Annotated in this window: 21 protein-coding genes; 10 read left to right on the forward strand and 11 right to left on the reverse strand. The window is 41.6% G+C overall.

The genetic code is table 11. From position 1 onward, the window contains the following. Nucleotides 1–412 precede the first annotated feature (412 nt). Nucleotides 413–1,744, forward strand: coding sequence for a phosphoribosylamine--glycine ligase (gene purD / locus I6E61_RS04095; RefSeq protein ID WP_197130768.1), 1,332 nt, complete (start codon nucleotides 413–415; stop codon nucleotides 1,742–1,744). A gap of 336 nt (nucleotides 1,745–2,080) precedes the next feature. Continuing rightward, nucleotides 2,081–3,475 (forward strand): AarF/ABC1/UbiB kinase family protein, encoded by a 1,395-nt coding sequence (locus I6E61_RS04100; RefSeq protein WP_197130234.1) that lies wholly within the window; start codon nucleotides 2,081–2,083, stop codon nucleotides 3,473–3,475. A 134-nt stretch (nucleotides 3,476–3,609) separates the two neighbouring features. Here I6E61_RS04100 and I6E61_RS04105 read toward each other — a convergent pair whose 3' ends face one another. Continuing rightward, the gene (locus tag I6E61_RS04105; RefSeq protein WP_197130237.1) at nucleotides 3,610–4,293 is read right to left on the reverse strand and encodes an SAM-dependent methyltransferase; all 684 of its coding nucleotides are present in this window, start codon (nucleotides 4,291–4,293) and stop codon (nucleotides 3,610–3,612) included. Between the two features lie 191 nt (nucleotides 4,294–4,484). On the opposite strand from I6E61_RS04105, the gene I6E61_RS04110 reads away from it, so the two are divergent. Then, on the forward strand, nucleotides 4,485–4,676 hold the full coding sequence (locus tag I6E61_RS04110; protein WP_110923510.1) for a DNA gyrase inhibitor YacG: 192 nt from the start codon (nucleotides 4,485–4,487) through the stop codon (nucleotides 4,674–4,676). A 47-nt stretch (nucleotides 4,677–4,723) separates the two neighbouring features. Beyond that, nucleotides 4,724–5,905, forward strand: coding sequence for an aspartate aminotransferase family protein (locus I6E61_RS04115; protein ID WP_197130240.1), 1,182 nt, complete (start codon nucleotides 4,724–4,726; stop codon nucleotides 5,903–5,905). Nucleotides 5,906–6,148: 243 nt separating this feature from the next. Here I6E61_RS04115 and I6E61_RS04120 read toward each other — a convergent pair whose 3' ends face one another. The 6 genes from I6E61_RS04120 to I6E61_RS04145 form a co-directional block, all read right to left on the reverse strand. Then, nucleotides 6,149–7,048, reverse strand: a complete 900-nt coding sequence (locus tag I6E61_RS04120; RefSeq protein WP_197130243.1) for a LysR family transcriptional regulator — start codon at nucleotides 7,046–7,048, stop codon at nucleotides 6,149–6,151. 234 nt (nucleotides 7,049–7,282) lie between these two features. After that, entirely contained in the window at nucleotides 7,283–9,187 is a 1,905-nt protein-coding gene (dnaX, locus tag I6E61_RS04125) for a DNA polymerase III subunit gamma/tau (RefSeq protein ID WP_197130248.1), read from the reverse strand. 69 nt (nucleotides 9,188–9,256) lie between these two features. After that, nucleotides 9,257–10,519, reverse strand: coding sequence for a hypothetical protein (locus I6E61_RS04130; RefSeq protein WP_197130250.1), 1,263 nt, complete (start codon nucleotides 10,517–10,519; stop codon nucleotides 9,257–9,259). 116 nt (nucleotides 10,520–10,635) lie between these two features. After that, a complete protein-coding gene (gene lysS, locus I6E61_RS04135; protein ID WP_197130253.1) occupies nucleotides 10,636–12,183 on the reverse strand; it encodes a lysine--tRNA ligase in 1,548 nt (515 codons plus the stop codon). Nucleotides 12,184–12,375: 192 nt separating this feature from the next. Next, nucleotides 12,376–13,470, reverse strand: a complete 1,095-nt coding sequence (gene prfA / locus I6E61_RS04140; RefSeq protein ID WP_110923516.1) for a peptide chain release factor 1 — start codon at nucleotides 13,468–13,470, stop codon at nucleotides 12,376–12,378. Nucleotides 13,471–13,733: 263 nt separating this feature from the next. Next, nucleotides 13,734–14,879 carry a beta-ketoacyl-ACP synthase III gene (locus I6E61_RS04145; RefSeq protein ID WP_197130256.1) on the reverse strand — a complete coding sequence of 382 codons (1,146 nt, stop codon included), beginning with the start codon at nucleotides 14,877–14,879 and terminating at the stop codon, nucleotides 13,734–13,736. A gap of 278 nt (nucleotides 14,880–15,157) precedes the next feature. Between I6E61_RS04145 and pnuC the strand changes: the two genes are divergently transcribed. The 4 genes from pnuC to creD all read left to right on the forward strand — a co-directional run bounded on the left by pnuC (nucleotide 15,158) and on the right by creD (nucleotide 18,763). Beyond that, entirely contained in the window at nucleotides 15,158–15,922 is a 765-nt protein-coding gene (gene pnuC, locus I6E61_RS04150) for a nicotinamide riboside transporter PnuC (RefSeq protein ID WP_197130259.1), read from the forward strand. Further along, nucleotides 15,861–16,472, forward strand: coding sequence for an AAA family ATPase (locus I6E61_RS04155; protein ID WP_197130262.1), 612 nt, complete (start codon nucleotides 15,861–15,863; stop codon nucleotides 16,470–16,472). Before pnuC ends, I6E61_RS04155 begins: the two co-directional genes overlap by 62 nt. 53 nt (nucleotides 16,473–16,525) lie before the next feature. Beyond that, nucleotides 16,526–17,050: a TIGR00645 family protein gene (locus I6E61_RS04160; protein ID WP_197130264.1), complete on the forward strand. Its 525-nt coding sequence runs from the start codon at nucleotides 16,526–16,528 to the stop codon at nucleotides 17,048–17,050. Nucleotides 17,051–17,179: 129 nt separating this feature from the next. Then, nucleotides 17,180–18,763 (forward strand): cell envelope integrity protein CreD, encoded by a 1,584-nt coding sequence (gene creD, locus I6E61_RS04165; RefSeq protein ID WP_197130267.1) that lies wholly within the window; start codon nucleotides 17,180–17,182, stop codon nucleotides 18,761–18,763. Between the two features lie 110 nt (nucleotides 18,764–18,873). Here creD and I6E61_RS04170 read toward each other — a convergent pair whose 3' ends face one another. Beyond that, on the reverse strand, nucleotides 18,874–19,557 hold the full coding sequence (locus I6E61_RS04170) for a DUF421 domain-containing protein (protein ID WP_197130270.1): 684 nt from the start codon (nucleotides 19,555–19,557) through the stop codon (nucleotides 18,874–18,876). A gap of 301 nt (nucleotides 19,558–19,858) precedes the next feature. Between I6E61_RS04170 and I6E61_RS04175 the strand changes: the two genes are divergently transcribed. Continuing rightward, the gene (locus I6E61_RS04175; protein WP_197130273.1) at nucleotides 19,859–20,779 is read left to right on the forward strand and encodes a DMT family transporter; all 921 of its coding nucleotides are present in this window, start codon (nucleotides 19,859–19,861) and stop codon (nucleotides 20,777–20,779) included. Nucleotides 20,780–21,218: 439 nt separating this feature from the next. On the opposite strand, the gene I6E61_RS04180 is transcribed toward I6E61_RS04175, so the two are convergent. Continuing rightward, nucleotides 21,219–21,392: a hypothetical protein gene (locus I6E61_RS04180; protein WP_197130276.1), complete on the reverse strand. Its 174-nt coding sequence runs from the start codon at nucleotides 21,390–21,392 to the stop codon at nucleotides 21,219–21,221. 24 nt (nucleotides 21,393–21,416) lie between these two features. Then, nucleotides 21,417–21,596, reverse strand: coding sequence for a hypothetical protein (locus I6E61_RS14145; protein WP_227685664.1), 180 nt, complete (start codon nucleotides 21,594–21,596; stop codon nucleotides 21,417–21,419). A gap of 495 nt (nucleotides 21,597–22,091) precedes the next feature. Here I6E61_RS14145 and I6E61_RS04185 point away from each other — a divergent pair, with 495 nt between their 5' ends. After that, nucleotides 22,092–22,343, forward strand: a complete 252-nt coding sequence (locus tag I6E61_RS04185; RefSeq protein ID WP_197130279.1) for a hypothetical protein — start codon at nucleotides 22,092–22,094, stop codon at nucleotides 22,341–22,343. 229 nt (nucleotides 22,344–22,572) lie between these two features. Here I6E61_RS04185 and I6E61_RS04190 read toward each other — a convergent pair. Beyond that, nucleotides 22,573–25,009: Ig-like domain-containing protein (locus I6E61_RS04190; protein WP_197130282.1), on the reverse strand; the 2,437-nt coding region annotated here is incomplete at its 5' end.

Here is a 25,009-nt window from a genome sequence, read left to right on the forward strand (position 1 = left end):
AGTAACATCACTGGCAGCGCATGAATATATTGAATACTATTGATGCCGCGAGGCAGTATAGCCATTTATACAAATTATTCTAATTTTTTCTTACTTTTTTAAGTTTTTCTCCTATATTTACTACTATATTTTGCTGACATGCAGTAATCAGGATATAACGCCATTAATCTAGTGAAGTGTAACGCAACTAGGGCGCTAGCTGAAGCGTGCAACATCATTTCATGAATCAGCAACATGTCGATAACATTTACTAATGAGATAAAATGCACTTTTGCTAGTCTTTGTTATTGATTGGCTGCTGGCAAGTGATACTCATGGTAATCAGTACGACTTTTTTGTTAGAATATGCCGGTATATTTGAGAGTGTGTGACTAACTCATTATTAATTTTAATGCTAAGGGCGAGACGTATGATGAATATTTTGGTAATCGGTTCAGGTGGTCGCGAACACGCGCTGGCATGGCAGTGTGCGAAAGACGATAAGGTCAATAATATCTACGTCGCTCCTGGTAATGCTGGTACTGCACTTGAACCTAAATGCCAAAACGTAATCTTAGAATCTACCGATGATAACGCTAGCGAACATAACGCAGTGATAGCGTTTTGCCAAAATAACGATATCGACATGGTCATCGTTGGACCAGAAGCGCCTTTGGTCACTGGTATCGTTGATGCTTGTCGTGATGCTGGTATTAAAGCATGGGGACCGACAGCATACTGTGCACAATTAGAAGGTTCAAAAACCTTTGCTAAAGAATTCATGGCACAAAACAACATTCCAACAGCTACTTATCAAGGCTTCACAGATGCAACAGCAGCCAAAGCTTATATCGATGAGCAAGGTGCACCAATCGTTATCAAAGCTGATGGTCTAGCTGCTGGTAAAGGTGTCATCGTTGCTGAAACGATCGAACAAGCACATGATGCTATCGACGATATGCTAGCAGACAACAAATTTGGTGATGCGGGTAGCCGTGTGGTTATCGAGCAGTTTTTGCAAGGCGAAGAAGCCAGCTTTATTTGTATGGTTGACGGTGAAAACATCTTACCGATGGCAACCAGTCAAGATCATAAGCGTGCTTTTGAAGGTGACACAGGGCCAAACACGGGCGGTATGGGCGCATACTCTCCTGCACCAGTCGTTACTCAGGATGTACATGACAAAGTAATGAGTCAAGTCATTCAGCCTGTAGTTGATGCCATGAAAGATGCTGGCCATCCTTATACTGGATTTTTATATGCTGGCCTTATGATTGATGACGCAGGTGACCCTTATGTCATCGAGTTCAACTGTCGCTTTGGCGATCCAGAGACTCAGCCTATCTTGATGCGTTTACAGTCCTCAATGGTGGATTTGGTCGCCCAAGGGCTGGCTGGTCAGTTGCCTAGTGATGCCAAGTGGGATGCCCGCCCTGCTCTCGGTATCGTTGTTGCGTCTAAAGGCTATCCAGAAACCTCTTCAAAAGGTGACGTTATCGCTGGCTTGCCAGAGTTAGATAGCAGTAATGACAATGCCGTTAAAGTATTCCATGCGGGTACTGCATTTTCTAACGCTGACGAAGCCAGCACTGAGAATGAAGTGATAACCAATGGTGGCCGTGTATTATGCGTGACTGCGCTGGCAGACAATATCGCTGATGCTCAACAAGCTGCATTAGCCGTAACAGGTGCGATTAGTTTTGATGGTGCACAGTATCGTCGTGATATTGGCCATCATGCCATTGCTCGCGAAAATGCTCAGTAAATTAATTACCGCAAAATCAGTTAGCCATTTAACTGGGTAAAATCCTTTTATTCTATTATTCGACCTAGCAACACGCTAGGTCTTATTTTTTGATACAGTTTTATTTTCTGATCAGCAGCATCTATTAGCATATTTCTACAAAATGATACCCAATAATTTAGCAAAATTAAATGTTAACATAAGTATTAAAGAGGTTATTCAGCCTTAGTATTATCAACAGACGCATCAACCAGATATGCTTTATATGATACAATTTTACCCCTATGCATCGTATCTCCCTTGTATTGTAGGTTCCTAACCCACAAATCAATACCAACCGGATGAATGATTATATTTATGGCAAATGATACGTCTAAACCTTCTAGCAATAAGCAATCCATCGATAACTTAAAAACCTCAGGGTTTGAGCGTCGAATGTCGATTGCCAAAACTTCCTTAAACATTGGTCGTCGTTGGGCAGGTAATAGCGTGTCTGGCATGTTTTTGAATAAAGAGACACGTACAGCGCGTAACCAAGCTTTTATGGAAGAACAAGCGAATTACCTTGCATCAGAGCTCGGTAAGCTAAAAGGTTCTGTCGTAAAGATTGGCCAAATGCTGGCGATTTATGGTGAGCACATTTTGCCACCTGAAATCACGCGCGCGCTCCAAACCCTAAATGATGATACGGCCACGTTGTCATGGCCAACGATAGAGCTTACATTACGTCAGTTGCTAGGTAAAAAGTTAGATGAACTAGAAGTTGACACTGTCCCTATTGGCACCGCCTCACTTGCCCAAGTACACCGAGCAACAGTCATCGAGACTGGCGAGCAAGTAGTACTGAAGATCCAATATCCAGGTGTGGCTGATGCTATCAACTCTGACCTTTCTCTGTTCAAGCAGTTATTAAAAGTTAGCAACATCGTTCCCCAAACTCGCTCGCTTGATGCTTGGTTCGAAGAGATACGTGACCTACTCCATCATGAAGTCGATTATGAAGCAGAAGCTGCAACCACAGAACGTTTTTATGAGCGCCTAAGCAACGATCCGCGTTATGTCGTTCCTAAGATTAACCGCAGTTATTCAAAGAAGCGTCTACTGTGCATGTCTTACGAGCCAGGCATCACGGTTGTCTCTGATGCCTTACAATTACTCCCTCATGAGCGCCGCAACGCCATTGGTCAAGCTGCTATCGAAATCATGATGCAAGAGATTTTTGTTTGGGGTGAAATGCAGACAGATCCAAACTTTGGTAACTATCTAGTTCGAGTCAGTGACAATGAAAACGATATAGATAAATTAGTATTACTAGATTTTGGTGCGATTCGTCAGTTTGATAATAACTTGTTAACCATTGCCCACGGCTTGTTAAAAGCTGGCTACCGCCATAACCATCAAGCGATGAATCTAGCAATGACTGGTTATGATTTCTTTGATAGTATGAGTGGCAAAGTACGTTCTGATATCGCTTCGCTATTTCTGTTGGCGACAGAGCCATTCAGTGATCCAGCGATGAATCCTGATATTCCGTCTGACTGTCTGGATGAGAGCAACCGCTATATCTGGGCCAATAGTAAGCTGCACTCGCGCCTTTCTACAGAAGCCACACGAGCAATGCAGTCTTTCGAATTTAACCTGCCACCGAAAGAATTTATGTTTATTAGTCGTAAATTCATTGGGGCTTACACTTTTCTGACAGTTTTGGATGCTTATACCGATTCAAACAAGCTCGTTAAACCTTATTTATAGCACTGAATAAGCAACTATTTTTTGGCCGTCTTTTAGTGACGGCTTAATTTTTAATTAACCTCATTTGCTTAGGCTATTTTATATTTATTACTTCTGACTATTCCGATCTCTCTTCATCTTAGCATTATTTTTACTTAGGCTATTAACCCTTCGCTTATATTACCAACTTGCCATTCATCAAACCTTGTCTTATACCCTTCTGGCTTACACATGCTCAACTCCCAACATGTTTCTCCGCGCGCTAGATACTTCACTTCAAAATGTGTACGCTGGCTGTCAGCCGCTACTGTATATCGAGTGTTTGGTAAGCACCATACCTTGGTTGCCTGCTGCTCTGCATTATCCATATATGCTTCTATATTGGTTACGAGCACTACCTCGCCGCCTACCTGCAAACGTGACAATAGAAACTCAAAAAATGGCATATTTAACCACTGTTGATTAGGATTATGCTGTTCAGGATTGGGATAAAGAATAAAGATTTTTGCCAAACTGCTTGGTTTGATAGCATGCACTGTCCATGCAATGGCATCAGCATGAATCGCATCTAGGTTCGGTGAAGATTGTATTGCTGCTAGTTTGGCAAACGCTTCGAATTTGTTGCGTGTACGCTCAATCGCTATCAAATGCTTATCAGAATTCTGTAATGCAAAACCAAGTGCATGCTTGCCCTTCCCGGCACCAATCTCTAATAACAAAGGCAGATTGTTTTCGTTTTCACCAATGATGCTTGGCAAGATAAAGTCACGCGGTGCTGAGAGTCTCTGAGGTTGAAATGCACGCTCTTGTTGATGCGTAAGCTCGATATTGTCAGTCATTTACTATCCTTAAAGTATTTGTCTTTTGCCATTATTCGGCTGCATGCTATTATATAGTCAATCCACTGCAATAGTAATATGACGACAGCTAGCAATGCTAAAACCGTCTATTAATCATCACGTAGGCGAACCTACTGACTGTCATTCACTATTAATAATTCAAATAAATCGAGGATGCTTTCACTCTTATTATGACTGACCCTACCCCCAACACACCACCCAAGACCTATCCGTGCCCACGCTGCGGCACCCAAACAGCATGGCAGGATAATAAATATAAGCCGTTTTGCAGTAGTCAATGCAAACTTATTGACTTAGGTTCATGGGCAAATGAAGACTACACTTTGCCTGCGGAAACCACGCCTTTTTCCGACGAGCTATAACCAATTATTTTTCTTTTTACTCACTGATCATCTTAAGGATGTTTTATATGTCTGCTACTTACCTGATGCCTACTTATAACCGCCAGCCAATCAACTTTACGCGTGGTTCTGGCAGTTGGTTATATACCAAAGATGATACGCCTTATTTAGACGCGCTGACTGGCATTGCTGTCTGCGGATTGGGCCATTGCCATCCACAGGTGACCGATGCTATTCAACAACAAGCGGCGACTCTAGTACATACCAGTAATCTATTCGGTATTGACTGGCAAGAGCGTGCAGGAGAGATTCTGTGCACAGCATCTCGAATGGATAGCGTGTTTTTTGCCAATAGTGGTGCTGAAGCAAACGAAGCCGCACTAAAAATGGCAAGACTATACGCACATAAGCAAGGCTTTAAACGTCCAAAAGTTATTGTAATGGAGCAATCATTTCACGGCCGTACATTGCTATCGTTGTCTGCCACTGCCAATCCAAAGGCGCGTGAAGGCTTTTATACATTAGATGATGACTTTATTCGTGTTCCATTTGGTGATATCTCAGCCATTAAGCAAGCAGCGCTCGATTATGATGACATTTGCGCTATCTTTGTAGAGCCCATTCAAGGTGAAGGTGGACTGAACATCGCTGCCAACGGGTTTACATATCTTGAAGAGATACAAGCAGAGTGTGAAGCTAACAACTGGCTATTTATGTTAGATGAAGTTCAGACAGGTAACGGGCGTACTGGTAAGTATTTCGCTTATCAACACAGCAATGCTCGTCCTGATGTATTGACAACGGCTAAGGGCTTGGGCAATGGTTTTCCAGTGGGAGCCTGTATGGTACGTGGACGTGCTAATGGTTTATTTGGTGCGGGTAGCCACGGCTCAACGTATGGTGGCACGCCATTAGCAAGCCGCGTGGTACATACTGTCTATGATGTACTCGGCAACAGTAATATAATGGAAAATGCGGTTACTGAAGGGCTATTCATTCGAGAGACATTAGTCGATACACTGGGACAACACGGTGTGAGCAGTCGCGGTGCAGGGATGATGATTGGTATCGCCTTGCCTGAAGACATGGATTGTAGCCAACTGGTAGATCGTGCACGTGATGAGCAAAACTTAATCATCAATGTCACTGGTGGCCATGTTATACGTTTGCTACCGCCACTTAATATGAGCCGAGATGAGAGCACTCAAGTAGCTGAACGCTTGGTGGACTTATTAAAACCCTCTTTTTAAAGTATGACTCATAACTATCAATATCATAGTCAACTCACAATAATCTGGATATGTGTAAGTCAGATTAGTGAAAGCCCTATAGATAATGGATCAAGGGATAGCGCGCTTAACACTCTATCTAGTTGATATAAAGCCGAGTATCATAAAAAAAGCCTATAGACATAAACTATCTATAGGCTTTTTGCTGACTGCTAATTACTTAACTTCTAGCATGTCATTAAATTAGCACTTACCACTAAAGACTTAATGAGCGTGAAAATACTTTTTCAACACCTCTAAACAGCGAGTTATTTTAGCGGGTTGCTGTTCACCATTCAAAGTAACGGCATATAGCACAAAGCTTGGCAACTGATAACCAGTCAACACTTCAACCAGTTCACCACTCTCAAGCTCTTTCTTTATATCCATTTCTAACATTCTAACCAAACCATGACCTTCTTTGGCCAATGTAGTCGCCATAAAGACATTGTTGGTATAAATACGTGAGTTCATTTTTGTGCGTGTTTTTTTGCCAGTCTCTGTTTGAACCATATCAATTTGGTTGGCATCTTTCATGATTTCAATACAAATCAGCTGATGATCTGCCAAATCTTTAGGCGTCTGTAACTTGGTATGTTGACGTAGATATTGCGGTGAAGCAACGAGCATTTGGCGCACGTCTGTTAAAGGATGACTGCTCAGACTAGAGTCATTCATTGATGGGCTCATACGTATTGCGATATCGATACGTGCGTCAATCATATCGACATAATGATTGTCTGCCAAATAGGTGATACTCAAATCATCATGTGCTGCCATCCACGTAGACAATGCTGGCAAAATATGATTCACACCCAGCTCAGGCGTCGTCGCCACGCGTAAGCTACCTGCCAACTCATCACGCAATTGATTGACCTTGATTCGGCCTTGTTCAGCAGCACTAACCACATCTTTTGCGGCCTCGTAAAAACTCTCACCTGCTTCTGTTAAGCTCAGCTTACGAGTTGAGCGATGTAATAGCACGACGCCCAAATCATTCTCTAATGACCTAATTTGCTGACTAACTGCACTGGTGGTAATACCTAGCTCACGAGCTGAGCCACTAAAAGAACCATGTCCGACCACACTGGCGAACACAGCCATACCGCGTAAATTATCCAACATACTTTCACCTAAGCTACATTTTAGTTTTTAATATAACTTAATCATTATAGAGGATTTTTAATTTCCTTATAGCAATTAAGCATACTTCTATTATTCGAATTGATCTATTTTATAAGCAATAAAAGTAAAAACATCAAGGTGATAGTACAATATCACCTTGATGTTTTATGTAGGAATTGCGTTTGACAACTATATCCAATTTTAAATAATTTTAACAATATTTTTTCTGACTGCTTAATACAAATGTACTTTACCCATCCTTCCTTCACCACGCTCAATTAAGTATTGCATCACTGGAGTATTTAGCAGTTTTGACTCTGCTACTGCCTTAGCTTGTACTAAGCGTTTTTGTTGACGACGTTCAGGTGTCTTATCTTCAGCATGCATTACACTGCCATCAATTTTTAAGTCAATCTCCGCTTGGGTAAACTGCTGTTGCAATTTGGCTGCTAACTGCTGAAAGGTCGTTTGTAAATGTCGACTGTCCACACTGGTCACAAAGACTGCCTTACCATCACATAAACCTGTCATCATACCTTGACGAGCAAGCGCTAACTCATCTTGGGCCAAGACATCTGCCTCACGAGCCGTCTGTAACCAATAGTCCCATTTCTCTGGATTCCACTCACCCATGAGCTCTTGTGGTGGGCAACGTAGCAAGGTACGTGGGTCATCAACTTGCGAGGTTAACTGAGAATTATTTACGTCAGGCTCAACGACTGGTTCAGGCTCAACGACTGGTTCAGGCTCAACGACTGGTTCAGGCTCAACGACTGGTTCAGGCTCAACGACTGGTTCAGGCTCAACGACTGGTTCAGGCTCAACGACTGGTTCAGGCTCAACGACTGGTTCAGGCATGGCACTAGTCACTGACTGTGCTACATTTTCATCGTAACTGGCGGTTTGCAGTTTATCATAACTCTGCGCTTGATAATCCATATCATATGACTGTAAAGGCGGTTCTGAAGCTTCATGTGTGACAGCACCTACAGATTGCGTAAAAGATGCCTCACTGTCGTAAGTGTTGCTCAATACTTCATCAACTGGCAACGGGCGAAAGGCTAGTAAACGTAGAATACACATCTCAAGCGCTTGCATAGGTGTACTAGCAAGTTTCACACCTTCACGAGCCTGCACAACAATCTCGTAATAGAGTTGCAACACATCTGGGCTGATATGCTGTGCCAGTACAGTGATATTCTGTGCCTGAGCTTCATTTACATTGAGCGCGACTTCAGGTAATAACTGGGTTAATGCCAATTGATGAAGTAACTCAGCTAGCCCATCAAACATACTGGTGGCATCAACCATCTGTGCACGCATTTGCTCGATATGGGCTGCAACAGCAGATTTATCATGGTTATAGATATCTGTAATCAAACTGACCAAATCAGCTGCATCAATCAAACCAAGCATCGCATTAACGGTAACGTCATCGAGCGCACCTTGACCAAAAGCGATCGCCTGATCTGTCAACGACAACGCATCACGTACTGAGCCTTTAGCAGCACTTGCCAACTGCCACAGTGCTGGCTGCGTATAAGCCACTTGCTCTTGGGTAAGAACATTCGCCAAGTGTTCGCTCAGCAATGTCTGTGGTAGCGGACGCAGCACAAACTGTAAACAGCGCGAGATAATAGTGATGGGCAGCTTTTGTGGATCCGTCGTCGCTAGCAAAAACTTTACGTGCTCAGGTGGCTCTTCTAGTGTTTTGAGCAGCGCATTAAAACTGTGCGTAGACAGCATATGCACTTCATCGATGAGGTAAACCTTGTAACGACCTTGACTTGGCGCATAAGGAACATTGTCTAGTAGCTCGCGTGTGTCTTCAACTTTAGTACGAGACGCGGCATCAATTTCGATCAGATCAATAAACCGTCCTTGATCGATGGCCACGCAATTATCACACACACCGCAAGGCGTACTGGTGATGCCCATATCGCAATTCAAACACTTGGACAAAATACGCGCAATCGTCGTCTTACCCACACCGCGGGTTCCAGTAAACAGATACGCATGATGCAGGCGATTATAATCAATCGCATTAATCAGCGCTTGCGAGACGTGCGTTTGCCCAATCAACTCGTGAAAGTTTTTGGGGCGATATTTGCGAGCTAAAACTTGATATTGCTGCGTCATAGTAAATGCCAATATAAATAATACAAATATAGATAAAGTGTCAAACCAGTGAGCTATATTAGGTTTAGATTATAACTGCGCCTGAAGTTGTGCTAAACGTTCATATAAACGCTGAGTATTTGCATCAATCACTGAACCCGTCTGATGAAAGATATCAAGATACACCTCAGTATTTACACTCTCCTCACAAGGTCTGAACTCTACGCCAATCAAAAACAAATCATCCATCACTGGATCTTGTATTTGGGCATTGAGATCTGACAATAAATCCTGATAAGAGAGGCGCACATTATCTGCACTCAACGGACTGCTATCATCTTGCGCATAAAATACCATAAGATAATGGCGTCCAAAGATATAATAAGAATGCTCATGTCGAACATAGCCATTCCAGCGAGAATCTTGATCAATGGTTCTATATGCTAGTATTTTTTCTACTAGGCAAGCATAGGTGTACATTGACTCATCTGCCAGAATATCAACCTGCTCTTTTGGTAATGGCTGCCCCACTTCGTGATAGCGCTCAATCAAACTGTTGAATAGTTTGTACCACATCCGAGTGTTTTTCCGAACCTCAGCCATCAAGGCATTGGCAAACACTTCTTGATTAGGTTCTGTGGCCTTAAGCAAACGTGCTTCTATTTGATCGATTAGTTCACCCTCAAGCAACTGCTCTTGAACCCTGATCGCTCTTTTATGAAAGTCAGGAGACTGTAAAAACTGTGTTAGCAGTGTCGATTCGTTTTGAAACGACTCAAAACCTGTTAACTGACCACGATGAAAGTCTAGGAAAGCCGTCAAATCGCTTGGGGTGATTAACTGATTGAGGATATCAGAGAAGTTTTGATGACTAAATACTTGTAATACACTTTGCTCATCGTCCAAGTCTAAAACACAGTCTTCAGCAAAAAACTGACTGCCATATTCGTAACCAACCGTATAAGAGGATGATCCCGATTTATCGTCTTGATGATTGATAGAGAGTGAGGTTAAGCCAACAAAATAAACGGCTTTGCCATCTTTCGAGATACTGCCATCAGCCATCAACTTATCGTTTTTTTGATAAAGCTGAGTGTGACGTTTGATTAATTGATTAACAACTTCTTTCCTCCACTCACGAACTTGGGCGCTATCTACTTCTTGCTTATTCGCTTGCATCACAACATTATTAACGATCAGATAAATAGTTGCGCCAGAAAACTCAAAAACAAAATCATAACCCTGAAAATTATCAGAATCAGCGATTTTATCATCAGGTAGTTCGTATAAAGATAGGAAACATTGCTGAATCATTTTTTGCCAAAGCGAAGGTAATGCTTGCTGAATATCCATAACGTCCCTATAAATGAAATGTCATAAAAAAGCTTACACCCATTCTATTTAAATGAGCAAAAGCTTTTTTATGTTCAATTGAGTATCAGTATGGATTTATAGCAAGCAAATCCACTTTAGTCTTCGTGCTTGCGGCGCATGTGTGGGAACAAAATCACATCACGGATACTGGCAGAGTCAGTCAATAGCATTACTAAACGGTCAATACCAATACCTTCTCCTGCGGTTGGTGGCAAACCGTAAGATAAGGCTTCAATATACTCTTCATCGAAGTGCATGGCTTCATCATCGCCCGCGTCTTTTTCGGCAACCTGACCGCGGAAGCGCTCAGCTTGGTCAGCAGGGTCATTAAGCTCACTAAAGCCGTTGGCCAGTTCACGACCACCAACGAATAGCTCAAAACGATCAGTAATCTCAGGATTGTCATCACTACGGCGCGCTAGTGGTGAAGTCTCAGCTGGATACTCAGTGATAAACGTTGGTTGGCGTAATTGATGCTCAGCAGTTTCTTCAAAGATAATCGTTTGCAATTTACCCACACCAAAACCGTCTTTTACTTGCTGTTTAAGTACTGTTGAGGCGTACTCTGCTAGATACTCGCGATCGTTGATGCGCGCCATATCGAAGTTTTCTGCATATTTTGCAATTGCATTAGACATAGACAGACGTTCAAACGGTGCTTTTAGACTGATTGCTTCTTCTTGATAGGTGATTTCAGTGGTATCTAATATATCCAATGCCAATTCGTTAAATAAACGCTCAGTCAAATCCATCAGATCATGATAATCAGCATAAGCCTGATAGAACTCAATCATGGTGAATTCAGGATTGTGGCGAGTAGAGACACCTTCGTTACGGAAGCTACGGTTAATCTCAAATACTCTCTCAAAACCACCAACAACCAAACGCTTTAAGTAAAGCTCAGGTGCAATACGCAGATACAGTGGCATATCTAACGCATTATGATGCGTCTCAAATGGACGCGCAACAGCACCGCCCGGAATAGGATGCATCATTGGCGTTTCAACTTCCATGAAGCGCTCATTCAACATAAACTTGCGAATACCGCTAACGACCTGACTACGGATCATGAACGTATCACGAGTCGTCTCATTGGTCATTAAATCAAGGTGGCGATTGCGATAGCGAGCTTCTACATCAGCCAAACCATGAAACTTGTTCGGCATTGGGCGTAGTGATTTAGTGAGAAGATTAAACTCCTCAATATGTACGTATAAGTCACCTTTACCCGAGCGACCGATATAGCCAGAGATACCAACGATATCACCCAAATCTAATGATTTGATAGAAGCAAGTGTTTCTGGATCCAATTCTTTGCGTGCAACATACAGCTGGATGCGACCCGTCATATCCTGAATGACAATAAACGAGCCACGATTAAGCATCACACGGCCAGCAATATTAACCTGAGTCTTGTCGCCATTAGCAGCCTTTTCTTCAATCTCTTGCTTAGAGATACCATCAAAATCAGCTTGTAAGTCTTTAGCATAATCAGTGCGCTTAAACTGATTGGGATAAGGTTGTTTACCAGAAGCCGTAATATCATCTAATTTGGCCTGTAATTGAGCAATCAGCTCATTGGCTTCTTCTAGTGTTGGGGCTTGTTCTTCTTGGGCTTGATTATTCTGGTTTTGCTTTGACATAACACTCTCAAATTTTGATAAGTTAAATTGTAGATTTAGAAAATTATATGATTAATCTATACACCACAACCCTCTTGCAACATTGCTTTGAATAATCTGACGATAACCATAAGGTTTATCGTCAGCAGTACAGGTTCTAATCGGGTTTGGTGTACTAACTTTATAGTTATCGCTTTACTTACTACTAAAGTTCTATTGATCACCACCGCCAATACTCGCCATTAGATCTGCTTGATGCTCACGTAATAATGCATCAAGAATCTCATCCAAGTCGCCTTCCATAATAGAGTCGAGCTTATACAAGGTAAGATTGATACGGTGATCAGTCATGCGACCTTGTGGAAAATTATAAGTACGGATACGCTCCGAGCGATCACCACTACCGACCAAGTCTCGACGTATAGAGTCAGCCACATCGACCTGCGCTTGCACTTTGGCTTGTTGGATTTTAGAGACCAGCATCTTCATAGCATGCGCACGGTTTTTGTGTTGGCTACGCTCTTGCTGACACTCTACCACGGTACCCGTTGGAATGTGGGTTAAACGTACGGCTGAGTCAGTGGTGTTAACGTGCTGACCACCTGCACCACTTGAGCGAAAAGTATCCATTTTGATGTCAGCAGGATTGATATCAACGGTATCATCAATCTCAACTTCTGGCATGACCGCAACCGTACAAGCTGACGTGTGAACACGACCTTGGCTCTCGGTTTCAGGGACACGCTGTACGCGGTGAGCACCGGATTCAAACTTTAAGCGACCATATACGCTATTGCCGGATACACGCGTAATGATTTCTTTATAACCGCCATGCTCACCCTCATTGGCTGATAGCACTTCCACCGTCCAACCTTGCGTTTGAGCGTACTTTTGATACATACGGAACAAATCACCAGAGAAAATCGCTGCTTCATCACCGCCTGTACCAGCTCGAATCTCCAAAAATGCTGGTACTTTATCATTAGGGTCTTTTGGTAGCATCATGACATTGAGTGCTTCTTCCATCTCTACGATGGTATCACGCGCGTTATCAATCTCTTCTTGCATCATCTCTTTCATGTCAGGATCTGAAGCATCGGCCAACATAGCTTCTGCATCGGCCTGATCCGTTTCTGCACCTACATAGTTCTGCCATAAAGTAGTGATATCCATCAAGTCGCTGTGCTCGACAGACAATTCACGGAATTTATTATTATCGCTGATGACACTAGGGTCTGATAATAAGGCGGTGACCTCTTCATAACGGTCTACCATCTGGTCTAAACGCAGGCGTAAGGATTCTTTCATAAAAGGACTTTTAATTGGATAAGAGGAATAAGAGAGTAATTATAGCAAATTTTTCACCGTAAATTAAAACCTCTGAGTAATCTTGTCGTTATTCTAAGCAATCTAACCATTATTTTGCTAAACATCTTCACTTATTCGGTAATACCATCACTTTGTACCGTTATTCAAGCTTTGTAAGACGCATATCAAAAAATTTGGACAAAAAAATAGCCAAGATTATTCTTAGCTATTTTTATCGTCACAACAGTTATCTAATGACAGTATTAAACCTTACGAACCAATACTGAACCAATTGAGTAACCGGCACCGAATGAGCAAATAACACCCAAATCACCTGATGCTAGTTTGTCTTTGTAGCGATGGAATACAATCATTGGACTGGCTGAACTGGTATTGGCGAACTCAGCGATGACGCTTGGCACGATGGCTTTATCGGCTTCTTTACCGACGACCGTACGTAAAATCAAGTCCAGCATATTAGCATTGGCTTGATGTAGCCACATCATCTTCACATCACTAGCTTGCAATTCGTTTTCAGTCAAATGCTCAGTGATAACCTCTGATACTTTTGGACAGACTTCACGGAATACTTTACGACCGTTTTGCAAAAATAACTTGTCAGTTACTGGTGCTTTAATATCTGGGTACATTTCAGTCTGTGCGGCTAAATACTCTGAGCGATCCATAAAACCATATTCGTTTTTGATGTTGGTCGAAAACTGTGTAAATAGCTTAGAGTTCAGAATCTCATAACCTTTTGGCGTGTCAAGATCTTCAACGATAGACGCGGTCGCTACATCACCAAAGATGAAGTGGCTGTCACGGTTACGCCAGTTCAGATGCGCTGAGGTAATCTCAACGTTGACCACAGCAATACGCTTGGCCAGACCAGAAACGATAGAACCATGTGCTTGTGATAGACCAAACGTCGCTGCACTACACGCGACATTCATATCATAAGCAAAACCGCCAATCATACCAATCTCGTTTTGAATCTCGATGGCGACTGCTGGGTAAGTACGCTGAAAGTTTGAGCAAGCAAGGATAATACCATCTAAGTCATTGGCTTCTAATCCAGCATCAGCCAGCGCATCTCTTAACGCAGCGGCGCCCATTTCTGCCATAACAGACAGCTCTTCACCCAAATTGCGATAGGCAATCACTGGTGCCATGATTTCAGGATTCAAAATACCGTCTTTTTCCATCACATAACGTGACTTGATTCCAGACACTTTTTCGATAAATGCGGCTGATGAAGGCTGAAGCGCAGTAACCGTCTCTGCAGCTATCTCGTCAGCATGCTCTGTATTATAATTTTCAACATACTGGTTAAATGATTCTACTAACTCTTCGTTGCTGATGCTATAAGGTGGGATGTATAGGCCTGTGCCTGTGATACAAGTCGTCATGATAAGCTTCCTTGTCTACTACTATAGTGCTTAAAATAAGCATAAAGGTTAAAAAATAATAGTCATTTACTTTCGGTGAATGACTGTAAACTTAAAATCAGTGGCTTTATTATGCCTGAATATTATAATTTTTCTAATACTTTGTTACAAATAACCTGTTTGTTGCGAAAAACAAGCAAAGATTGCCAGAATTTTGCAGCAGCTACGCTATAATTGGCGCTATTTATTATATTGAACTCACCAAAAGTACATATAAACGCTAATATTTGGAAATGCTAATGGCAGAACTTCTCAACTGGTTATTTGGGCAATACGCTGACTACACCACTTTATTCATTGTTCTCGAATTGATTGCTGTCGTTTTTGGCGTAGCAAGTGTCCTTCTGGCCAGCAAAACCAATGTGCTGGTATTTCCTATTGGACTGGTAAGTACCGCTATATTTGTTTATTTATTATGGAAATGGCAGCTATTCGGCGATATGTTCATCAATGCCTATTACAGTATTATGAGTATCTATGGATGGATTAACTGGTCAAAAAACAAAGACAACAAGAAACAGCAAGAACAACTGGCTACCACTAGCCAGCAGAAAAATGTGCCGTTAAAAGACAGTGATGTTCAGAGTAGCATTCAGGTTGAACGCTTGAGTACAACAGATATCCCCATATTGGTCACACTAGCCACGGCGACTGTCGCCTTTGTCGCTACCGTTTATTACTTCCGCCCAGTGATTAATAATGGCTTTAGCTTCGATGGTGCCGTCCTCGGTCTGCATTTGTTTACTTGGGTAGACTATACTGACATGCTAACCACTGCGCTGTTCTTAATGGCAATGTGGCTTATGGCAAGACGTAAAATTGAACACTGGTTACTCTGGATCGTCGCCGATGCTATTTCGGTGCCTTTATACTTCTATAAAGGTTTTACCTTTACCGCACTACAGTATGTGGTTTTCACCCTCATCGCAATCTGGGCTTATTATGAATGGCAACGACGCTATCGTACACAACATCGCAGACAACCTCAGACAGCGTACGCCTAAATCGGTCACTAAAATTGCGGTGTTAGGTGCAGAAAGTACGGGAAAAACCACCTTATGTCGTGATTTGGCAGCGCATTTTAATAGCCCTTGGGTACCGGAGTATATGCGCATGTATCTACAAGCCAAATGGGATAATGAGCAACTGACTTGTACGTGGGATGACTTGCTCCCTATCGCACAGGGTCAGATAGTGTTAGAAAATAAACTTGCCACACAAGCAGTTGAAATAGCAGAAGGTAACCATTATTTATTTTGTGATACCAGTCTGTTTGAGTTAATGGCGTATTCTAACTGGTATTATAACGACTGCCCTACTGCTCTTAAGCGTGCAGCATTAACACATCATTATGATTTGGTTTTATTAACTGAAGTGGATATCCCTTGGGTCGCTGACGATTTACGAGATAGCCCACACCAGCGTGATGAGATAAGTGCATATTTTGCAAGCCAACTGACCCATCACCAAAAGCGGTTTTATCGTATCGGTGGTAATAGAGAGCAACGAGTACAGCAAGTGGCTAAACAGCTTGCTCAAATGCATCAAATCTAACCCCATGAATATATGACCTATAGTCTTACTTTTAGGAACCTTAAGAGATATCCATGCTAAAAAATATTGAATACTACTTAGAAAAAACCATATTTAATAGCCGCTGGATACTGGCGCCTTTTTATTTAGGATTGGTTTTAGGCATTATTTTATTATTTATAAAATTTATCCAAAAGCTTTGGGGTATGTTTGCAGATATTCTTGTCGCTTCTGAAGCAAGTGTGATCGTAGACATACTAGTCTTGGTTGATATTTCGCTGGTTGCCAGCTTACTACTCATCATCATATTCAGTGGCTACGAGATTTTTGTGTCCAAAATCGATACAAATGATCATGATGATCGACCTAACTGGATGGGCAAAGTAGACTTCTCCGGGCTTAAACTAAAAGTCATCGGTGCCATCGTTGCTATTTCTGCGATTGATCTTTTAAAGTCATTTATGGACATCACAAGTGGCATGAGCGAAGGTGATGCGGATAAGCTCATGTGGAAAGTCATTATTCACATGACATTCGTTCTGTCAGGCTTGCTATTTGCCATTATGGATAAAGTCGTTGGCGATACTAAAAAACACTAGCGCTTATTTTTCCACATACTCTCCACTGTTCTTACATATTTTTTCTTCATCCCTCCTCTATCCTTTTCTTTAAACCTGCTGACTGTTGTATTGACAGTTTTGGACTAAAGATTTATATGAGGAGCTCCCATGCAAAAGACACTACTGATTAAGTTATCCATCATCGCAGGGCTATGCGTTCTGTTTGCCATTGGTCTCAATATGATTGGCTCAGTCATCTATGAGAGGCAAAGTTATTCAGAGTCGGTCATCAGAGAAATCGCTCAACAGCACGTCAACCCGCAAGAAGTCATTACACCATTTATCGCCATTCCTACCACAGTCACACCTGAATGTGAGATTACAGGGTCCGAAGCAACCAGTAACTGCGCCGCCTCCTACTCAAAAATTGAAACCGTTTTTGCCAATCAAACCCAAGCGACTCAAGATCTTGAGGTAAACACTGATACTTATAAGCGCGGTGTTTATCATGCGATCAGTTATAACGGTGCGCTGAAATTTGACCAAAACTATACTTTTGATTCAGCCCTTACTAGCTTAAACGACTCTAACAGCACGAACAGCCAATCATCAAATTTAGTCGATAGCGCTACAAACCCCTCTATCAATACAATGAAACCTGAAAAAACCATCATTCACTGGAATAAAGCCAAATTAATTATTCCTGTATCAGATCTACGCGGTGTAGCGACACTACCCACAGTGACCATTGACAATAAATCAATACAAGCAACATATCCACAAACACCCATGTTGAAAGAGCTGACCTATGTAGAGGTGGCAATTCCTCAAGATGTATTGAATCCTCCGGCGAAGCCTGCTGCTAGCCCGCAGGATAACGAATCATTATCTGGTATAGACTTGACCAATCAGCCATCCGATACCGAAAGTACTCAAGCGATTAGTATCATAGTAGACTTACCTTTAGCAGGTATTAGCAACTTGAATACGGTTCCTACTGGGCAGAACTTTAGCCTAACCATGCGCAGTAACTGGCATGCACCCAACTTCATTGGCAAAGCCCTTCCAAATGCTAAAAAGTTCACCGCGAAAGGTTTTGAAGCCAATTGGCAGAATCAATATTTAACCGTCACTAATAACCAATATTTATCACATTGTATCGGTAGCGCCAATAATGAATGTGCTGTTACGAGTCAAGCCAGCCTTGATACCAGCAGTCAGTCGATGTCTCGCAATGACTTAATTGCAGTAGAAGGTGGCACAATGCCTGATAGTATGCGCCTCAGCAGCTTTGGGGTTAGTTTTGCCGAGCCCAATGATGTGTATTTACAAACCCAACGAACGATGAAATATGCGCTGCTATTAATCTTAGTATCGTTTGGTACCTTCTTCTTATTTGAAGTCATTAAATCCAGCCGTATTCACCCGATTCAATATCTATTAGTCGGTTGTGCGCTATTTGTCTTTTATGTGTTATTACTACCACTTGCTGAGCAGATAGTGTTTTGGAAAGCGTATGCCATTGCGGCTAGCGCCTGTGTCGGACTCATTGGCTGGTATACCTACTACGTGTTCGGTGGCGTAAAACGAGCAGCGATATTTACCGTCACACTCGCAGGATTATACGCGTCGTTCTTTGGTATACTCACCACAGAAGACATGAATCTATTACTGGGTTCCGTATTCTGCTTTGTACTACTCGCCTGTGTGATGGTCATGACTCGTAAGATTGACTGGTATAAAGTCGCTTAAGTTCATTAAAATATTTAGAAAGGATGACACCTTAAACAATTGAAATTTGGGCTGTTCCTATCTGTGTAATAGGTCTGCATAAAAATACAAAGAACAGCCCACGCATTTTCTCATCTCACAATTTCGCTCTTCAACGCTGTTGCCCAGTTTCGACAATCATCCTCACAGCGTATACACAGCTGATGAGCGTCAGAGATAGTGTCAATATAGCCACAATGCATACAAGCATAATAAACGCCTGACTCTACTTGCTCGACTGGCTGGTACTGCTTGGGGAAAAGTGGCATGCCATAGCCTGTGTTTTCGGGTGGATATAACAAAATACTGAAATTGCCATCTGTTTCTAACAGTCCTGTACGTACCTGACCTAAATGCTCAACGCCTTGTTGACGCATTTCAGCAAAAAACTCATCATGCGACATCTTGCCCTTTTTAATCTTTTCAAGTACCAACAACCCATCTTCGACGATATATAACGACTTACCCTCTAGTAAATCTTCGAACGGCTGAAACTTCATCATGGCCCACGTACACAATCGATAAAGAAAAATCACCGAACCCATGATCAGCACTGCCTGAATGATCGGCAGATCTTCAGTAAACATGGGGTCGCCTGCGATAGAGCCCAATGATAAAATGATGGTTAACTCAAAGATTGACAACTGACGGACGCCACGCTTACCAGTAAAGCGTAAAAACAAAATAATGAGAACAAACATGACGGTGACACGTACTAATATTTCAAGTGCAAATGCCCACGTTGTGTCATAAATAAAAATACCTGCCCAATCCATGTTATCGTTTCCTACGTATAATTTTTATTTGACTGATTAAATGAGATTGATCGCCTATTCGTCTTACAGGCCTTATCATCAATGCAACTATCGTTATTCTCATTTAAAAAAGATTTTTGATTATAATTACGACAAAATATCACTTCTTTTGGACCAGCTATTGAGCATATTTTGAATGAGCAGCCTCATTTTCGCGAAACAGTCAGTCCTAAGAAGTCGGTATTATAATACAGCCAAAACTCATAACCAAAAGCATGTACTCGCTTGTTTGAAGCGCCACTTCTTCATTGTAGGAATTATTGTGAAAGCCACGCTTTATACTGTTATCGCATTAATAGCATTTGCTGCAAACTCTCTCTTTGGAAGGATGGCGTTAGCAGCAGGCTATATAGATGCCTGGAGCTTTACCATTATTCGTTTAGTGAGTGCGGCTGTCTGTCTGGCTATCATCATGACGGTCTATACCTATCGACTACGACGTCAAGCGCTCTATCTAGGTAGCACCTCTTATGAAGCCATTTTGAATGATAAAGGCAGTTGGCTAAGTAGCGCCAGCTTGGTGATTTATGCACTTTGCTTTTCGATTGCCTATGTGGAGCTAGATACGGGCACTGGTGCACTGATTTTGTTTTCAGCAGTACAGCTCACGATGATTGGCTGGGGCATTTATAAAAAAGAACAATTAAGCGTATTGCAGTGGATCGCCTTTATCGTTGCAGTCGTCGGATTTATTTATTTAATGCTACCGTCAGCAGCTGTGCCTTCATTATTCGCAGCGGTACTCATGACAATAAGTGGTATAGCTTGGGGCATCTATAGCATACGTGGAAAATCATGCGTGTCACCGCTACGCGCCACTGGATTTAACTTTATCCGAAGCCTTGTCGCTGTTCCTGTCCTGCTACTAATCGGTATGATATATCTCGATAATATTGGCTTAGAAAATATCAATGTAAGTGATATCACCATCACAGGGATACTGTTGGCATGTGCATCAGGGGCGATCGCATCAGGCATGGGCTATAGCATTTGGTATATGGCAATGCCGCTGCTAAAAAACACCCAAGCAGCAGTGGTACAGCTTTGCGTGCCTGTGCTGGCGGCCATACTGGGCGTGGTGTTTTTATCTGAGCAATTGACCATGCAGTTCGTAGTGGCAAGTACGGTGATATTGGGTGCGGTGTTAGTATTTATTTTGAATAAGAAAGCAGTAAGAGTTTAAAAAACTCTAGGGTCTATTAGTCACATCTAGTCACGCCATTTAAAGACATTCTGGAAAACTATTCTTTTTGTTGCGAGAAAAAATAGAAAGACCCTAACATTATAAAAAAAAGTAGCTACTTGCATAGTGGTCAACTGTCTATCAGTCATCCCAAGCCGTATCATCAATGAACATATTTACACATTGAATAATATTAAAATGGCTAAATATCGTCAGAAATTTTGCCAATATGTTTATATTAATGATAACTGTTTCCATGCTTATCTACAATTTTCCCATTTTAAGCCTCACATTTTAAGTCTCACAATCTAACTGATGATACGCATAGCTAACGCGATCGTACATCTAGAATCCTTCAGCATAAAAACACAGCATTTGTATATAAATACCATGCATTAGTTGCGCATAGACCACTGCTCCACTCTGCCTCCTGAATCTTTCATTCTGGATATTGTTGCTGCTCAGGCATCCAGTCAATATCGTAATCCATACTGATAACTCGAAAATCGCTCTCAACATTACCGCCATATCTTATTGCTGCCAAGTCACCTCTTAACAGTTCTTGATAGCCTATATTGAGACTATCTAAAGTGCCGCGTAAATTCGGCAGCACCCGCTCACCCCACACGACATCAGGCTATATATTGATAGGCCGATTTCGATAGTCACTGGGTAATTCGCTCATAAATAGCTCTAATGCGTATTCAGCTGCCTCTAACATATGAGCATAGGCATCATGCATCTCTTTAAAGTAGGCAGGTGAACTGTAGCACTCCAGTAAATAAATCTCTTGCGGTCGTATGGTGTATTTACCCATAGGACAGTCGGTATTCCTTTATGGTCATTTCACTATAAAAATATTACTGCGTTAACTTTGCTTGAAGTATTTAATATACATCTATACTTGGTTGCCTTGTACTACTTTTAGATTGAATCGACTATATCTCTATTTTATATCATCACGTTTCTGGCTATGACGACGCTATATCCAGCATTCAACTCGACAATCGGAAGCCATTGAGTTTCTAGTAAAAGCTAACAATAGTCAATTTTAATATAAAGTATGACTCAGTTTTACTAAAAGAAAACGCTTATTAATCTTTTGAAGTAAAAAGCAAAAAAAATAGTTGACTTATATATTCATTTTTCAACATATATGTTATATTCATTATTATGGAACTATCAAAACGACTTCTCTAAATGTCATTATCACAATACCTTGGGAGAAACTAATATGATTCGTTTAAGCTACACTCTCAAATGCTGGATGCTAGGTATCACCTATTTTTCCGTGTTTTACTTCATAATTGTTATGAGTGACCCTAGTTTTGCTAAATATGTTTATGCATTAGCACTAAGCACTCTACTATTCCCTGTTGCCAAGCGTGCTGTCGATGTGATGACAGATTTCTTTGCACCGGATATTGAGTTATTCAACGGATTGTTACCATCTATCTTAATTAATGTCGTCATCTGGATATTCACCCCAGTTATTGTTGCACTTACCATAGTTGCCTACATACTGTATAGCATGGGTGTGGTAACAGAAAATATCAGTCATTGATTTTAACTCAATAAGTTTACATCACAAGCGAACTCAAAATATCTCAAGCTCAGCATCGTTGGCAAAGTGTAGAAGCATGAAACGTCTATAATGATTAAAACGTATAGCTGCTGTTGTAGATGACCTACCATCACAGTTCATCAGTTAATTTTATCTTTTGATTTATTTCTTACTCACATTAAAAAGCGCCCCTAATTAGGAGCGCTTTTTTATTGTCTATTCAATCATATTAGATGATATTGTCATCTATAGCCGTTTGGATATATAACTTCGCCGTACTAGCACTGTCTTGATACAAGTCATAGCCAACTTGGTCAGAAGTTACCGACTTAGTCATGTCAGATACATTGACGGTATCGATGGCATCTCCTTTGACAAACAGCTCGTTATTAGTATCTGTCATGCTAATAACATCACTTAATCCTAAGTTGAGTGTTTGAGCAGTATTATTGGTCATATTAATGCTTTCAAAGTTAGTGACGTTCGTCAAATCAATATTCGCTACAATACTCGTATCATTAATTACTAAAGTATCAACATCTCCACCACCATCGATTAACACATCATCTTTATCAAAAGTTAGAATATCATTACCATCACCACCTAACAAAGTATCTGCACCGCTCAGACCAACTAAAGTATCGTCTCCTACGCCTCCACTTAATGTTTCAGCTTGGTTAGTACCTACTAGATAGTCATTATCAGCATTACGAGTAATATTTAATACTTGTGTAGATGACACGACATCGCCATCGTTATCTATTACTGAAAAGGCGATATTTTCTTGATAACCGTTATCTGTGGCCCTAGCTTGATACTCAAAAATACCTGTTTCAAAATTTAGTGACACAACACCGCCTTCAATCGTGTCGATAGCTATTGTCGTTGTTGCTAGATCATAGCTGGAGCGGTCGTCACCTTGTACCGTCATGCTGCCGTCAGTAGCATTATATGTATATGTAGTACTGTCTATAGTAATAGTTAATACATTGCCACCATCTGCTCCATACCCATATTCAGAAACCGTATCTGATAAGAGATTCCCTCTAATCAAATCTCTACTAATTTCAGGTTGGCGATCACTTAGTGAGTCAACTAAAATATTACCTAACTCAGTTATATCATCTACTTTATCTGCAAGATCATCATTATCTACTCCTAATTGTCCATCATAGGCAATTGGCAATACAACATCAATATCAAAGTCAGATCCAAATGTATAAGCATACGACTTAATACTGTTGGCCGTTAAAAAATCTGTCCAAATAGTTTCTTCATTTGGTTGAATACCATAATCTGCTTCATCTCTAGTCGTATCAAGAGGAGGAGATAATGAGTCGACCCCACCTTGCGCATAAGTAGGCTCGCCATCTGTCAAGAAATAAGAGTAATTCTGAGCACCAACAATTTTACCATCGTTGCTAAAACCTTCCATACTGATATCAAGGGCTGCATCATAGTTGGTAACACCAGTAGTGCCTGAAATGCTGTTAATGTAGGTTTTCGCCTCATCAACAGTCATCCATGCATCTTGGGTTTCCGCTGTAGTTGAGAAGAGAGTTATCTGTACCATGGTATCACCAAATTCATTATAAGCATCAATCAACTGAATCATTGCTGCTTTAGCAACCTCTAAGCGGGTCTCACCAGTAGCTGTTATGGCATTCATACTACCCGATATGTCCAAGATAAGAGATAAATTTGAACTTACAGAATCTAAGACAATATCTACCGTCCCTTCGGCAACAAGAGGACTATCATCTTCAACTGTGACCACAAGATCAGCAATTAGTGAGTCATCATTACCATCATTCACAATAGCACCGAATGTCACTGCAAGTTCATCTTCAGTATTATTTGTTGGATGATCAATAGCATGTAATAACGTCACATCATAAGATGCAACAAAATCGGATCCATTAGATGTAATATCATTGACTTCTATCGTCATTACATCAGTTGCTGGCTCACCTACAACCAAAACTGCCTGGCCAGTTAGCGTATCTGTAGCATCATCCCACGTCCATGTAACAGCATTACCCTCAACAGTGATACCACTTGGTCCTGTTAACGTGATATTAAAGTCAGAAATAGACACATTATCTACATCAGTGAATGTAATCTCACCCGTTACGGTCGCGTTATTTGTAGTGTCATCACTTCCGATTGCATCGACAGTACCACCTTGAGAGATGAGACCTTCTTCCGAGACTCGGGTTGAAGTTGCCGAAACGATTGGCGCATCATTCACAGGGGTGACGGTGATGTCTAAGGTGGTGCTATCTGTTAAGCCGTCAGGGTCAGTCACAGTGTAGTTGACCGTCGGTACAGTACCATTGAAGTCCGGTGCTGGATCAAAGGTGTAGCTGCCATCCGCATTTAAGGTCAGGTCACCGATAGGAGCACCAGTGCTGTCTTCGATCGCTGTTGCGGTACCTAGTACCAGTGCAACTTGGGTACCACTGCCATCAATGTCTACGGTCGCTGATTGAACGGTCAAGATATCGCCATCCACATCAGTGTCATTAGGCAGTACGTTGTCCGTTAAGGTGACGTCTTCATTGGTGGTTTTTACTTCTGGAGCGGCCACGGGCGCATCATTCACAGGGGTGACGGTGATGTCTAAGGTGGTGCTATCTGTTAAGCCGTCAGGGTCAGTCACAGTG

Origin of the sequence: Psychrobacter sp. NZS113 (assembly GCF_015864825.1) — a bacterium.
Classification (GTDB): Bacteria; Pseudomonadota; Gammaproteobacteria; order Pseudomonadales; family Moraxellaceae; genus Psychrobacter.